The organism is Nocardia sp. NPDC019395 (assembly GCF_040632335.1).
Taxonomy (GTDB): domain Bacteria; phylum Actinomycetota; class Actinomycetes; order Mycobacteriales; family Mycobacteriaceae; genus Nocardia.
Map to the genome: position 1 here is coordinate 374,334 of NZ_JBEYBT010000001.1, position 14,339 is coordinate 388,672.

The window sequence follows — 14,339 nt, forward strand, 5'->3', positions numbered from 1 at the left end:
GGCACGATCGGCTGTGGCCGGCCGCACAGGGTTGTGAACTGGCGAACAGGCCGTCGGTGGCGCCCACTACTCTGGGACCATGTCTGCCTTCCGCCCCGCCGAGTTCGATACCACCCTGCTCGACACGCTCAGCAAGCGTGTCGTCATCGGCGACGGTGCGATGGGCACGATGTTGCAGGCAGTGGACCTCACCCTCGACGATTTCCGCGGTCTGGAAGGCTGCAACGAGATCCTCAACGACACCCGCCCCGAGGTACTGCGCGATATCCACCGGGCGTATTTCGAGGCCGGCGCCGACGCCGTGGAAACCAACACCTTCGGCTGCAACCTGCCCAACCTCGGTGACTACGATATCGCGGACCGGATCCGGGACCTGTCCGAGAAGGGCACCCGGCTGGCTCGCGAGGTAGCCGACGAAATGGGGCCGGGCCCCGACGGGGTGCCGCGTTATGTACTCGGCTCGATGGGCCCGGGGACCAAACTGCCCACGCTGGGGCACGCCCCGTACGCGAGTTTGCGCGACGCCTACACCGAGGCCGCGCTGGGCATGCTCGACGGCGGAGCCGATGCGGTGCTCGTCGAGACCTGCCAGGACCTGCTGCAGGTCAAGGCCGCGATCACCGGTAGCCACCGGGCGATGGAGCAGGCCGGGCGCCGGATCCCGATCATCACCCACGTCACCGTGGAGACCACGGGCACCATGCTGGTCGGCAGCGAGATCGGCGCGGCGCTCACCGCGCTCGAACCCCTCGGGATCGATCTGATCGGTCTCAACTGCGCCACCGGGCCGGACGAGATGAGCGAACATCTGCGCTACCTGTCCCAGCATTCCCGGATCCCGGTGTCGGTGATGCCCAACGCGGGGTTGCCGGTGCTGGGCGCGAACGGTGCCGAGTACCCGCTGACTCCCGAGGAACTGGCCGCGGCGTTGCGCGGTTTCGTCGCCGATTACGGCCTGGCGCTGGTCGGCGGCTGCTGCGGGACCACGCCGGAACATATCCGGCAGGTCGCGGCGGCGGTCCGCGAGGTCGAACCGACGCTGCCGCCTGTCGGGCAGCGCCGCGCACCCCAGCCGGAGCCGAGTATCGCCAGTATGTACACCGCGGTGCCGTTCCGGCAGGACGCCAGCGTGCTGATGATCGGGGAACGGACCAACGCCAACGGGTCGAAAGCGTTCCGTGAGGCGATGCTGGCCCAGGACTGGGGCAAATGCCTCGATATCGCGAAGGACCAGACCCGCGACGGCGCCCATATGCTCGACCTCTGCGTCGACTACGTCGGCCGCGACGGGAGCGCGGATATGTCGGAGCTGGCCTCACGGCTGGCCACCGCCTCCACCCTGCCGATCATGCTCGATTCCACCGAAACGCCCGTGCTGCGCGCCGGGCTGGAACATCTGGGCGGCCGCTGCGCGGTGAACTCGGTGAACTACGAGGACGGCGACGGCCCCGATTCGCGGTTCCAGCAGACCATGAGCCTGGTCGCCGAACACGGTGCCGCGGTGGTCGCGCTGACCATCGACGAGGAGGGTCAGGCCCGTACCGCGGAGCACAAGGTCGCCATCGCCGAGCGGCTGATCGCCGACATCACCGGCAACTGGGGGCTGCACGTCGGCGATATCATCATCGACACCCTCACCTTCACTCTCGGCACCGGCCAGGAGGAATCGCGGCGCGACGGTCTGGAGACGATCGAGGCGATCCGGGAACTCAAACGCCGCCACCCCGGGGTGCAGACCACTCTGGGTCTGTCGAATATCTCCTTCGGTCTCAATCCTGCCGCGCGGCAGGTCCTGAACTCGGTGTTCATGAACGAATGCGTCCAGGCCGGCCTGGACAGCGCCATCGTGCATGCCTCGAAGATCCTGCCCATGAGCCGGATACCGGACGAACAGCGCGATACCGCCCTGGATCTGGTCTACGATCGTCGCCGCGACGGATACGACCCGCTCCAGAAGCTCATGCAACTCTTCGAGGGGGTATCGGCCGCCGATTCCCGGGCTTCGCGCGCCGACGAGCTGGCCGCGCTGCCCTTGTTCGAACGACTCGAGCGGCGCATCGTCGACGGTGAGAAGGCCGGGATGGACGCCGATCTCGACGAGGCGATGCGGGAAGTACCGCCGCTGAAGATCATCAACGAGACCCTGCTGTCCGGGATGAAGACCGTCGGCGAACTGTTCGGGTCGGGGCAGATGCAGCTTCCGTTCGTACTGCAGTCCGCCGAGGTCATGAAGGCCGCCGTGGCGCATCTGGAGCCGCATATGGAGGCCACCGACGACAGCGGCAAGGGTCGCGTCGTATTGGCCACGGTCAAGGGCGATGTGCACGATATCGGCAAGAACCTGGTGGACATCATCCTGTCCAACAACGGGTACGAGGTGGTGAACCTCGGTATCAAACAGCCCATCGCGAGCATTCTCGACGCGGCGCTGGACAAGAAGGCCGATGTGATCGGAATGTCCGGGCTCCTGGTGAAATCCACCGTGGTGATGAAGGAGAACCTGGAGGAGCTCAACACCAGGGGAGTGGCCGATCAGTTCCCGGTCCTGCTCGGCGGTGCCGCGCTCACCCGCTCCTACGTGGAGAACGACCTCACCGATGTCTACCACGGCGATGTGCACTACGCCCGGGACGCGTTCGAAGGCCTGCGGCTGATGGACGAGATCATGGCCGTCAAACGCGGCGCGGGCCTCGACCCCGACAGTCCCGAAGCCGTCGCGCAGCGCAAGAAGGCCGCCGAACGCAAAGCCCGCCACGAACGTTCGCAGCGCATCGCCGAACAGCGGCGGGCCGCCGAGGTTCCGATCGAGGTCCCGGCCCGCTCGGATGTGGCCGCCGATGTGCCGGTCCCGGTGCCGCCGTTCTGGGGTACCCGCGTGGTGAAGGGCCTGCCGGTACACGAGTATTCGGGTTTGCTGGACGAACGGGCGCTGTTCCTCGGCCAATGGGGGCTGCGCGGCCAGCGCGGCGGCGACGGGCCCAGCTACGAGGAACTCGTGGAAAGCGACGGCCGCCCGCGGCTGCGGGCCTGGATCGACCGGCTCAGCACCGAGGGCGTCCTGCAGCACGCCGCCGTGGTGTACGGGTACTTCCCGGCGGTCTCCGAGGGCGACGATGTGGTGGTGCTCACCGAACCGGAACCCGATGCGCCGCAGCGGTACCGGTTCACCTTCCCGCGGCAGCAGCGGGACCGGTTCCTGTGCGTCGCCGATTTCCTCCGGTCCCGCGAGCACGCCCGGGAGACCGGGCAGGTCGATGTGCTGCCCTTCCAGCTGGTCACCATGGGGCAGCCGATCGCCGACTTCGCCAACGAGTTGTTCGCCGCCGACAACTACCGGGATTACCTGGAGGTGCACGGAATCGGAGTCCAGCTGACCGAGGCACTCGCCGAGTACTGGCATCGCCGGATCCGCGAAGAACTCACGCTGGACGGGCACGCCGTCGCCGAATCCGATCCGGCCGATGTGGCCGACTACTTCAAACTCGGTTACCGGGGTGCTCGCTATTCCTTCGGTTACGGCGCCTGCCCGGATCTCGAGGATCGGGCCAAGCTGGTGGATCTGCTCGACGCGGGGCGGCTCGGGGTGACATTGTCCGAGGAACTGCAGCTGCATCCGGAACAGTCCACCGACGCGTTCGTCCTTCTACACCCGGAGGCGAAATACTTCAATGCCTGAGCCGAACTAAACCCTCGGCCTATGTGATTGTGGTCACTTACCGGCGCGGCCGATGCCGTCCGTGCCGGGGCAAGATCCGGAAACCGCAGGTAACCGGCGCGTGAGCAGGTCTGTAATCGCGTACTGCCCGCAGGTGTTCCCGGTACCAAAGCGTACGATTTCCAGGAATTTCCGCCGAGGTTCCCGCGGAACCAGAAGTCCGAACCGTGCCGTTCGGGTGCGAAGTACGCGCCGGGTCGAAGCGGGACCGTAGGCAGCCGCCTGTGATACGCGGAGTGCTGGACGACTCGGCGGCGAACAGAAGGGGCCACGACAGAGATGAGCAAGGATCGGCTGATCGCCGGACGGTATCGGCTCACAGATCCCATCGGCACCGGCGCCATGGGTGTGGTGTGGCGTGCCCTCGATATCCGGCTGCAGCGCACCGTCGCGGTCAAACAGGTGCTGCTCGGACCGAACCTGACCGAACAGCAGACTGCCGAGGCGCGCAAACGCGCACTGCGCGAGGGTCGCATCGCCGCGCGCCTGCACCATCCGAACGCCATCTCGGTCTTCGATGTGGCCGACGAGGACGGCCAGCCGTGGCTGGTGATGGAGTACATGAACGCGCCCAGCCTGGCCAGCAGGCTGAATCTCGACGGCACGCTCGCACCGCTGAAGGTGGCCGAACTCGGTGCCCAGGCGGCCGCCGCCCTCACCGCCGCCCACGACGCCGGCATCGTGCACCGGGACGTGAAACCGGCCAATATCCTCGTGGGTGACGACGGCACCGTGAAGATCACCGATTTCGGAATCTCTCGGGCCACCGGTGACGTCACTGTCACCGCGACGGGTTTCCTGGCGGGTACCCCCGCCTATCTGGCCCCCGAAGTCGCGCGCGGGGAACAGCCGATACCCGCGTCGGACGTGTTCGCGCTCGGTTCGACGCTTTATCACGCGACCACCGGACGCCCGCCCTTCGGTGACGGTGACAATCCGCTGGCAGTGCTGCACGCGGTCGCCGGGGGACAGGTCGAACCGCCCACCGGTACCGGTGCGCTGGGGCCGGTGCTGATGCGGCTGCTGGAGACCGAGGTGGCGAACCGGCCCACCATGGACGAGGCGCGCGTCATGCTCGAAGAGGTGGCCACCGGCCGGGCGCCGGAACCGGCCGATGCGCCGCCGCCCGCTGTGACGAAGGTGCTGCCGCCCACGCTCGCCGCGACGACCCCACTGTCGCAGCACGATCCGGATCCCGGTCCGGCCGCGCCCCGGCCGGACGCTCCTGTTCCCGCGGCCGCACCGGCCGCTTTCCGCGGCGGGCAGCCGCGCGCTTCCGGTCCCGCATATGCGGGCCCTCCGTCCGCGTCACGCAGTCCCGCGTCCGGCTCCCGGTCGGGCACCAGGACCCGGACCGCCGTGCTGGCGGGGGCCGCGGCGCTCGTACTGGTGGTCGTGGTGGGCCTGGCGCTGGCCAACAACGGCGGCGAGACCACCGCCGGGACCCCGGGCACCAGCGAGGTGGCCGCCCCACAGGTGACCGATTCGGCGGACGAGGGGCCCGAGCCCGGTGACCGGCCGTCGGCCACCAGTGCCGCGCCCACCACCACGATCACGACGACCACCACCGAAACCGGCCCGCCCTCGGCCGCGCGCGTGGAACAGTTCGTCCGCGGCTACTACGGCATGCTGCCCGGCAACCCGTCGGCCGCGTGGGCGCAGCTGTCTCCCGAATACCAGGCCGCCACGGGCGGTTTCGCCGCATACACCCAGTTCTGGTCGACCATCGGCTCGGTCGGTATCGGTTCGGTCCGCCCGTCCGGCGACGGCTCCGCGGTCGCGACGGTGACGTACACGATGAGCGACGGATCGGTGCAGTCGGAGAGCCGGTCCTTCCGGGTGGTGCCCGCCGGCGGGCATCTGGTCATCACCGCGTCCGAGCTGCTGTGATCCGGGCAACCGGGTTTGCCGCCGCCGCCCTGATCGGCCTACCGTCGGCCGGGGGTTTCCGGCGTATGCCGTGACCCGGCACGATCCATCGTGAACGAAAGGTCCGAGGGTATGGCCCAGCTCGCCGGGGTGCTGTGGGATATGGACGGCACCCTGCTCGATTCGGAGAAGCTCTGGGATATCGGCGTCCGTGAGCTGGCCCGGGAACTGGGGCGGGAGATGACCCAGGAGATCCGGCACGCGCTCATCGGCGCGTCGGGGGCCGATGCCCTGCGGATCATGTTCACCGAGCTGGGGCTCGAGCCATATCCTTCGGCGGTGGAGGAGGCCGGGCACTTTCTGGAGCGGCGGGTCACCGAACTCATGACCGGGCCTATTCCGTGGCGGCCGGGTGCGGCGGAGGCGCTGGATATGGTCCGCGCCGCGGGCTTGCCCTGCGCACTGGTGACCAACACCAAGCGTTCGCTCACCGAACTGGCCCTGGAAACTCTGGGACGGGACCGGTTCGACGTCTCGGTGTGTGGCGACGAGGTACCGCGCGGAAAGCCCGACCCGGCTGTCTATCTGCGGGCGGCGGAACTGCTCGGACTGGACCCGCGCGACTGTGTGGCGGTCGAGGATTCGGCCACCGGAGTAGCGGCGGCCGCGGCGGCGGGATGCGGGGTGCTGGTGGTGCCGTGCGAGATTCCGGTCCCCCTCGACCCGTCCCGGGTGCATCGGGACAGCCTGATCGGATTGGCCGCAACCGACTTGGAGACGTGTTTGTCGCGGCGTCTGCGGCAACCCGTCGGAGAGTGATCGGTCCCGGACGGACCGGGAGGCCGGGTGCCCGAACGCCGGCTGTTCCGATGACAACTCGGACCCCGTGGTGGGGAATGACAGTCTTTTCGAACGAATAGTGTTGCGAATCAACAAGACCGAACGGTCCGTGACCGGTCTCACCGGGTATATCCGGCATTCGCCGGGCGTGTCGCGCATTCCGCGATAACAATATCGCTATGGCCGCCACGGTGACCTTGGACGAAATCGTCGATACCTCCCGCTATCCGCTCGCGGAGCCCGGTACGCCCGGCTGGCGTGCCGCGGTGGCCGCCGCGCGAGCCGACCTCGCGGAGGACGGGTGCACCGTACTGCGTGAGTTCATCAGACCGGAGCTGCACGCGTTGCTGTCCGGCCAGGGCGAGCGGATGGCGCCGCACGCCTACTACCGCACCGAACGGGTCAACGCCTACAACATTCCGCTCGATACCGATCTACCCGCGGATCATCCCGGCCGGATCATCTTCGAACGCGGTAACGCCTTCGTCCCGCGTGATCGGATTCCCGCCGATTCACTGATCCAGCAGCTGTACACCACGCCCGAGTTCCAGCGATTCCTCGCCGACTGCTTCGGCCGGGAGGAACTGCACGAATTCGCCGATCCGCTGGCCGGTCTCGTCCTGAATGTGGTGGCACCGGGCAACGCGCATCCATGGCATTTCGATACCAACGAGTTCACTGTCAGCATGCTCACGGCGGCGCCGGAGTCCGGGGGCGTGTTCGAATACTGCCCGAACATCCGGTCCCCGCGCACCGAGAACCTGGACGACGTCCACGCGGTGCTGACCGGGTCGGGCGACAGGCTGGTCCGGCGGCTGGAGTTGCGGCCCGGCGATCTGCAGCTTTTCCAGGGAAGGTATTCGCTGCACCGGGTTTCCCCGGTGCGGGGCACAACCCCTCGGCATACGGCGATCTTCGCCTACAGTGACCGCCCCGGTGTCATCGGCACCGTGGAACGCACCCGCCAGCTGTTCGGGCGGGTGCTCCCGGATCATCACGCGGCGGCGGATGCCGTCCGAGGTGACCGGCTGCTCGATTGATCAGGTACACGATCGAGTGGGTACCGCCCTACCGAGAGGAACACAACGTGCCAGTGCCGTTGCACACCACCGGGAAAGCTTCCTTCGACGATATCTACTCGAGGCCCGATCCCCGCGACTACTACGCCCGGATGTCCGAACTGGGCTACTGCATACCGGAATTGGCGAAACCTTATCTGCGAGAGCAGATCCTGGCATACCAAGTGGCCACGCAGACCGCACCCGCGGTGCTCGATATCGGTTGCTCGTACGGTGTGAACGCCGCGCTGCTGCGCCTGGATACCGGCCTCGCCGAGCTGACGCGGTCCTATGTCGAACCCGGCCTCGGAACCGAGGATCTCATCGACCGTGACCGCGACCGCATCCGCGATGCCGACGCATTGCCGGGGGTCCGGTTCATCGGAATGGACGCCTCCGGGCCGGCCCTGGAATACGGCTACGCGGCGGGACTGCTGGATGCCGTGGTGCACGCCGATCTCGAGGCCGCCGACCCCACCGACGAGCAGCGCGCCATCCTCGCCTCGGCCGATCTGGTGATCTCGACCGGTTGTATCGGCTATGTCACCGAGAAAACCATCGCCCGAATCGCCACCGCCCACCCGGACCGCAGACCCTGGATGGCGCACTTCGTCCTGCGTATGTACGGTTTCGGTCCGATCGAGGCGGAATTGGCCGCACTGGGTTACCGCACGGAGCGGATGCCGGGCGAGTTCGCCCAGCGCCGGTTCGCATCGGACGCCGAACGCGCACAGGTATTGGAAAACCTCACCGCCAACGGCATCGATACGGCCGGCCTGGAGGACGAGGGCATGCTGTATGCCAACCTATATGTGTCCCGCCCGATTTCGTAGCCCCAGCCCCGCCGGGCCCGTGCCGACCTGAACGTGCCCAGCGGCGGTGCCGAGTCTTACGAGGCCCTTGTAGGTTTCGGCCCGGCCCTGCTTTCAGCCCTCGAAGCGCATGCGGCGCAGCCGCGAGTCTCGAGGGCTGAAAGCAGGGCCCAAGGAGGGCCGAAACCCCGCGCGCCGGAGGCGCGCCAAAAATACAGGAGACGACTTGACCGAAAGCACCTTTGCCGCCGAGGACCAGTTGCCCAGGGTCCCGCTGCCGACCCTCGAAGACAGTTGCGAGCGCTTCGTCGAATGGTGTTCGCCCCTGCTGACCGCCGAGGAACTGGCGGTCACCGAGGAAGCCGTGGCCGACCTACTGCGCCCCGGCGGCGCCGGACGGACCCTGCACGCGGCTCTGCGCGAATACGAGGAGACCCCGGGTGTGGGCAGCTGGCTGGACCGGTTCTGGCCCTCCCGGTACCTGGGCAGGCGCGACCGGATCGCGTTGAACGCCAACTTCTTCTTCCTGTTCCGGAACGACACCGCGCTGGCGGCTTCCACCGCGGCGGGGCAGGCCGATCGGGCAGCGGCGCTGGTCTCGGCCGCCCTCGACTACAAGGTCGCGCTGGACCGGGAGGAGATCCCCCCGGTCACCCAGCGGGGACAGCGGCTGTCGATGTGGCAGAACAAGTATCTGTTCTCCGAAACCCGGATACCCGGTGCCGAACAGGACACCGTGCGCGTGCCCTACAGCGAGGAATGGCCGGGGCCCTCCACCGCCCGCCATATCCTGGTTCTGCACCGCGGCAGTATGTTCCGGATGGACGTGCTGGGCCCCGACGGCGACCCGTACGCGTTCGAGGATCTGGTCGCCGGCCTGCGCGTGATCCTGAAATCGGCCACCGAGCCCGCGCCCGCCGGTACATCGGTCGGGCATCTGACCACCGCCGCCCGCGCCGACTGGGCGCACGCCCGCGCCGAACTGCTGACCGACCCGCACAATGCCGCCGCGCTCGATACGATCGAAACGGCGCTGTTCTGCGTCTGCCTCGAGGACTTCGCGCCCCGCGACGAACTCCACGCCGGCGATACCCTGCTGCACGGTGACAGCGCCAATCGCTGGTTCGACAAATCGGTGTCGTTCGTCGTGTTCGCCGACGGCCAGGCCGGGATCAATATCGAACACTGCGGGCTGGACGGAACCACCGTTCTGTCCTTCGTCGACGCGCTGCTGGAGACGCCGGTCGCCGGCCATACCGAGCGGTCCGGGGCGCGGGGGCAGGGGCTCGCCCCGGTCGAGCAGATCGAATTCCGGCTCGACGCCGCGCAGCGCGCCGCGGTGGTCGCCGCCGGTGCGGCGTTCGCGCAGTACGCCGCGGACAATGCCACTACCACGGTGTCGTTCGACGAGTTCGGGACCACCCGCGCCAAACAGCTCGGTATCTCCCCTGATGCATTCGCCCAGCTCAGCTACCAGCTCGCGCACCGCCGCAGCAAGGGGCTCACCGGCGCCACCTACGAATCCATCGCGACCCGGCAGTACCGCAACGGCCGCACCGAGGCCATGCGGGTGATCACTCCGGAGATGATCGCGTTCGTCGACACCATGCAGGATCCGGCGGCCGATACCGCAGCGAAGCTCGCCGCTGCCCGTGCCGCCGCGGGTGCACATGTGGCGCGGGCCAAACAGTGCCAGTCCGGTGCGGCGCCGGAGCAGCACCTGTGGGAGCTCGAATGGATCCAGCGGCGCCGGGGAGCCGAACTCGGTATCACCGATCCCATCCCGCTGTACGGCAGCCCCGGGTGGACGATCATGCGCGACGACTACCTCAGCACCAGTTCGGCACCATCGGTGAACATCCGCTACTTCGGTTTCGGTTCCACCAGCCCGAAATGCATCGGCGTCGCTTACGTCCTGCTGCCGGACCGATGGAACCTCTACCTGGCGACGCCGGCCCAGGTGGCCGACGAGATGTACGCGTTCGCCGACCATCTGCGTAGCGCGGTCGCCGAGCTGGAAGCGCTGCTCGCCGAGCAATAGCGTGAACGCCGTACCGATACCGCACCCGGAGATGCTCCGGGTGCGGTGCGCCGGACGAGCCGGCTCGGCCGGAATGAGGGCCACGGCACAGCCGCGCGCACTCGAGCGGAGGCGCGGCGCGGTGGTCTGAAAGAATGACCTGCCGTGAAGACTTTCGAAGCCCTGTTCGCCGAGCTCCAGGATCGCGCAACCACCCGGCCCGCCGGGTCGGGTACCGTCGCCGCACTGGACGCGGGCGTCCATACCCAGGGCAAGAAGGTGCTGGAGGAGGCCGGTGAGGTGTGGCTGGCCGCCGAACACGAGGGTGACGAGGCGCTCGCCGAGGAGATCTCGCAGCTGCTCTACTGGGTGCAGGTGCTGATGGTGGGCCGCGGGCTGCGGCTGGAGGACGTCTACCGACATCTGTAGACGCCCCGCCCATACCTCCGAAGCCGAAAGGACCAGCCATGCTGCGCGTCGCAGTACCCAATAAAGGCGCACTCTCCGAATCCGCCGCCGCGATCCTCTCCGAGGCCGGTTATCGCAAGCGCACCGATTCCCGGGACCTCACCGTCCTCGATCCGGCCAACCAGGTGGAGTTCTTCTTCCTGCGGCCGAAAGATATCGCCATCTACGTCGGTTCCGGGGAACTGGATCTCGGTATCACCGGCCGTGACCTGGCCCTCGACTCCGGGGCGCCGGTGGCCGAACGCCTGCCGCTCGGGTTCGGCGGTTCCACCTTCCGCTATGCCGCGCCCCAGGGTAAGGATTGGACGGTCCGGGATCTGCAGGACAAACGGATCGCCACCTCGTTCCCGAACCTGGTACTGGCCGATCTGTCCCGGCGCGGGATCCAGGCCGAGGTGATCCGGCTCGACGGTGCGGTGGAGATCTCGATCCAGCTCGGCGTGGCCGATGCGATCGCCGATGTGGTCGGTTCCGGGCGGACCCTGCGCCAGCACAACCTGGTGGCCTTCGGGGAGTCGCTGTGCGATTCCGAGGCGGTGCTGGTCGAACAGGCCGATTCCGATCAGCGCGACCGGGCACGTAACCAGCTCATTGCCAGGGTCCGCGGTGTGGTGTTCGCTCAGCAGTATCTGATGCTCGACTACGACTGCCCGAAGAGTCTGCTGGAGGCGGCCGCACAGCTCACCCCGGGCCTGGAATCACCGACCGTCGCCCCGCTGGCCGACCCGGATTGGGTAGCGGTCCGCGCGCTGGTCCCGCGCAAACAGGGCAACGAACTGATGGACCAGCTCGCCGAACTGGGCGCCCGCGCGATCCTCGCCACCGATATCCGCTCCTGCCGCGCTTTTTGACAGGAGTCGGCCGACCCCGGCTCGTGCCCACCGGTGGTGCCTCGCTCAGCGGGGCCCCCGGGAGGTCGGGGCCCATCTGTGCTGAAACACCGCCCGGAAGGGTCGAAACCCCGCGTGCGCGGCGCCGGCGCAAATTTCAGTCCGATATCGATTCGGCGAAGGTTTCGGCGGCGGATTCTTCGTGCGCGGGCCAGCCGGGGTACGGCGGCGGTGTTCCGTCGAATGCCGGACAGAGGGATTTGTAGGCGCAGTAATCACACAGCCAACCCGGATTCGGCGGAAAATCTCCGGTGCTGCCCGCCGCACGCACCGCTTCCCACAGGGCCATGAGGGTGCGCTCGAATCGGAGCAGTTCCTGCTCGTCCGGGGTGTAGGTGAGCAACTGGGCGTCGGCCAGGTACACCAGTCGTAGCTGGGCCGGCACCACCGCGCGGCTGCGCAGCAGCATCAGTGCGTAGAACTTCAACTGGAACAGGGCCCGGGTTTCCCGGTCGGGGCCCGGCGCCCGGCCGGTCTTGTAGTCCACCACCCGTAGCTCCCCGGTGGGTGCCACATCGATGCGGTCGACGAAACCGCGCAGTGGGGCGCCGTCGGCCAGTTCGACCTCGAGCCGGGTTTCGCAGGATTCCGGTTCGAAGCGCCGCGGATCTTCGAGCCGGTAGTAGGTGCGTACCAGCGCCCGGACCTCGTCGAGGAATTCCTCGAGTTCTTCGTCGCCGTCGATCAGTCGTGACGCATCCGGTTGTCCGGCGAGTACGCGGACCCACGCGGGGCCGGCGAGTGTCATCGCTCGTTCCGGATCGCGTTCGGCGGCCGGTAGCGCATAGAGATCCTCGAGGACCGCGTGCACCACCGTGCCGCGTACCGCCTGACGGGTGGGCTCTTCCGGGATCCGGTCGATGGCGCGGAGGCGGTACTTCAGCGGGCACTGTTTGAAATCCGCTGCGCGCGAAGGCGACAGCGCCGGACGTGCGGGCCGGGGAGCCGCCTCGGGGCCGCGACTCGACGGGGGTGTGCTCGGGGGCGCTGCCATACCTGGCAGGCTATCCGTCGGTACCGACACGGTGCCCACGCGCGCAATCGCGCGCGGAGGCGGAACAGGGAACGGAGATCCATGACGGCCAGACGGACCGGGCCATTCGTCGTCGGCGACCGGGTGCAGCTGACCGACGCCAAGGGCAGGTTGTACACGGTGCTGCTGGAGCCGGGCAAACAGTTCCACACCCACCGCGGCGCCATCGCCCACGACGATCTGATCGGCGCCGAGGAGGGCACGCTCGCGCACTCCAACAACGGCACCCCGTATCTGGCTCTGCGCCCGCTGCTGACCGACTACGTGATGTCCATGCCCCGCGGCGCGGCGGTGATCTATCCCAAGGACGCCGCCCAGATCGTGCACGAGGGCGATATGTTCCCCGGCGCCCGGGTCCTGGAGGCGGGCGCGGGTTCCGGAGCGCTGACCTGCTCACTGTTGCGTGCGGTCGGGCCGACGGGGTCCGTGGTGTCCTACGAGATACGCGAGGACCACGCCGAGCACGCGGTGCGGAATGTGGAACGGTTCTTCGGCGAGCGGCCGGAGAACTGGGAGCTGACGGTCGCCGATGTGGCCGACTACCCGGGGGATGAGGTGGACCGGGTCGTACTGGACATGCTGGCTCCGTGGGATGCGCTGCCGTCCGTCGCCCGAGCCCTGGTCCCCGGCGGGGTGCTGATGGTCTACGTCGCGACGGTGACCCAGCTGTCGAAGCTGGTCGAAGCCCTGCGCGAACAGCAGTGCTGGACCGAACCGCGCTCCTGGGAGTCGATGGTGCGCGGCTGGCATGTCGTGGGTCTGGCGGTGCGGCCCGAACACCGGATGCAGGGGCATACCGCGTTCCTGGTGAGCGCTCGCCGGCTCGCCGAGGGTGTGGTGACCCCGAAGCCCCAGCGCCGGCCCTCGAAGGGCTGACGGGCCGTTTCTCGGCTCGAACGGCGGCACCCGTGGTGGACGGCCGGTGTACGGCACTTCACCGCGGGTCCCGGACCTGAGCGGTGCTACGGATCCCCCGCGCCGGCGGCCGGCCACGCGCTTCGCCGACCGCCGGCACCGGCCGTGCCCGGTCTGTACGGGGCGCCGGCCGGCTGCGCCCTGTCAGGCGGGAGTGCAGGGGAGCTGCGCGAAACTGAGCAGGACGCACGCAGCGTCGTCGGACAGTTTCCAGGTGCCGTCCTGGTGCTGCCAGGTCATCGGCATCGGCGGGGCGGTCTGGCCCGTGGGGCTGGTGATGGTGGTCTGACCGGTGGCCGTATCCCCGTCGACGGTGACCTCGGCGACCTGGTAGGTGATGCCCCGGTAGGACTGCAATGCCGCGTTGAGCTTGTCGAGAAGGTCACGCCGGTTCTCGCCGTCGACGATCAGGTTCACCTTGTCGTCGACCGAGACATCCGGGTTTGTGATCTGTTCGAGGGTGGCCTGTAGGCTCTCCGCGGTGGGCGCGTCCCCGGAATCGCCGTGGTCGTGTTCGGCCGTGGTGGGGGCCGCGGCACTGCTGGTGGCCGCGCTCGTCTCGGGGGTACCGCTGCCGTCGTCTGATCCGCATGCCGTCAGTCCCACCGCCAGGGCGGCGGCCGCGACCGTCGTCGCCGCGGCTCGGGACAACCACAGCGTCCGTGCGGGAAGGTGCATAGCTGGCAACCTTTCGGCTAGTCGGTGGGGATGCCCACCGA

11 protein-coding genes are annotated in these 14,339 nt (G+C 68.2%); 9 read left to right on the forward strand and 2 right to left on the reverse strand.

The window, feature by feature from the left end:
• The first annotated feature begins 79 nt into the window (after window positions 1-79).
• The 8 genes from metH to hisG all read left to right on the forward strand — a co-directional run bounded on the left by metH (window position 80) and on the right by hisG (window position 11,633).
• Complete coding sequence (gene metH / locus ABZ827_RS01745) at window positions 80-3,676, forward strand: methionine synthase (RefSeq protein WP_357231326.1); 3,597 nt, start codon at window positions 80-82, stop codon at window positions 3,674-3,676.
• A gap of 318 nt (window positions 3,677-3,994) precedes the next feature.
• On the forward strand, window positions 3,995-5,605 hold the full coding sequence (locus tag ABZ827_RS01750; RefSeq protein ID WP_357231329.1) for a serine/threonine-protein kinase: 1,611 nt from the start codon (window positions 3,995-3,997) through the stop codon (window positions 5,603-5,605).
• 111 nt (window positions 5,606-5,716) lie between these two features.
• Window positions 5,717-6,403 carry an HAD family phosphatase gene (locus ABZ827_RS01755; RefSeq protein ID WP_357231332.1) on the forward strand — a complete coding sequence of 229 codons (687 nt, stop codon included), beginning with the start codon at window positions 5,717-5,719 and terminating at the stop codon, window positions 6,401-6,403.
• Between the two features lie 200 nt (window positions 6,404-6,603).
• Window positions 6,604-7,464, forward strand: a complete 861-nt coding sequence (locus ABZ827_RS01760) for an arpA protein (RefSeq protein WP_357231335.1) — start codon at window positions 6,604-6,606, stop codon at window positions 7,462-7,464.
• Window positions 7,465-7,511: 47 nt separating this feature from the next.
• Window positions 7,512-8,315, forward strand: coding sequence for a class I SAM-dependent methyltransferase (locus tag ABZ827_RS01765; protein ID WP_357231338.1), 804 nt, complete (start codon window positions 7,512-7,514; stop codon window positions 8,313-8,315).
• Window positions 8,316-8,520: 205 nt separating this feature from the next.
• Window positions 8,521-10,335, forward strand: a complete 1,815-nt coding sequence (locus ABZ827_RS01770; RefSeq protein ID WP_357231341.1) for a choline/carnitine O-acyltransferase — start codon at window positions 8,521-8,523, stop codon at window positions 10,333-10,335.
• 144 nt (window positions 10,336-10,479) lie between these two features.
• Window positions 10,480-10,743 carry a phosphoribosyl-ATP diphosphatase gene (locus ABZ827_RS01775; RefSeq protein WP_357231344.1) on the forward strand — a complete coding sequence of 88 codons (264 nt, stop codon included), beginning with the start codon at window positions 10,480-10,482 and terminating at the stop codon, window positions 10,741-10,743.
• A gap of 38 nt (window positions 10,744-10,781) precedes the next feature.
• Window positions 10,782-11,633 (forward strand): ATP phosphoribosyltransferase, encoded by an 852-nt coding sequence (gene hisG, locus ABZ827_RS01780; protein WP_357231347.1) that lies wholly within the window; start codon window positions 10,782-10,784, stop codon window positions 11,631-11,633.
• A gap of 136 nt (window positions 11,634-11,769) precedes the next feature.
• On the opposite strand, the gene ABZ827_RS01785 is transcribed toward hisG, so the two are convergent.
• A complete protein-coding gene (locus tag ABZ827_RS01785) occupies window positions 11,770-12,666 on the reverse strand; it encodes a RecB family exonuclease (protein WP_357231350.1) in 897 nt (298 codons plus the stop codon).
• Window positions 12,667-12,747: 81 nt separating this feature from the next.
• Here ABZ827_RS01785 and ABZ827_RS01790 point away from each other — a divergent pair, with 81 nt between their 5' ends.
• Window positions 12,748-13,581 (forward strand): tRNA (adenine-N1)-methyltransferase, encoded by an 834-nt coding sequence (locus ABZ827_RS01790; RefSeq protein WP_357231353.1) that lies wholly within the window; start codon window positions 12,748-12,750, stop codon window positions 13,579-13,581.
• Window positions 13,582-13,764: 183 nt separating this feature from the next.
• Here the strand turns inward: ABZ827_RS01790 and ABZ827_RS01795 are convergent, their stop codons facing one another.
• Window positions 13,765-14,298 carry a nuclear transport factor 2 family protein gene (locus ABZ827_RS01795; RefSeq protein ID WP_357231356.1) on the reverse strand — a complete coding sequence of 178 codons (534 nt, stop codon included), beginning with the start codon at window positions 14,296-14,298 and terminating at the stop codon, window positions 13,765-13,767.
• Between the last annotated feature and the right edge of the window lie 41 nt (window positions 14,299-14,339).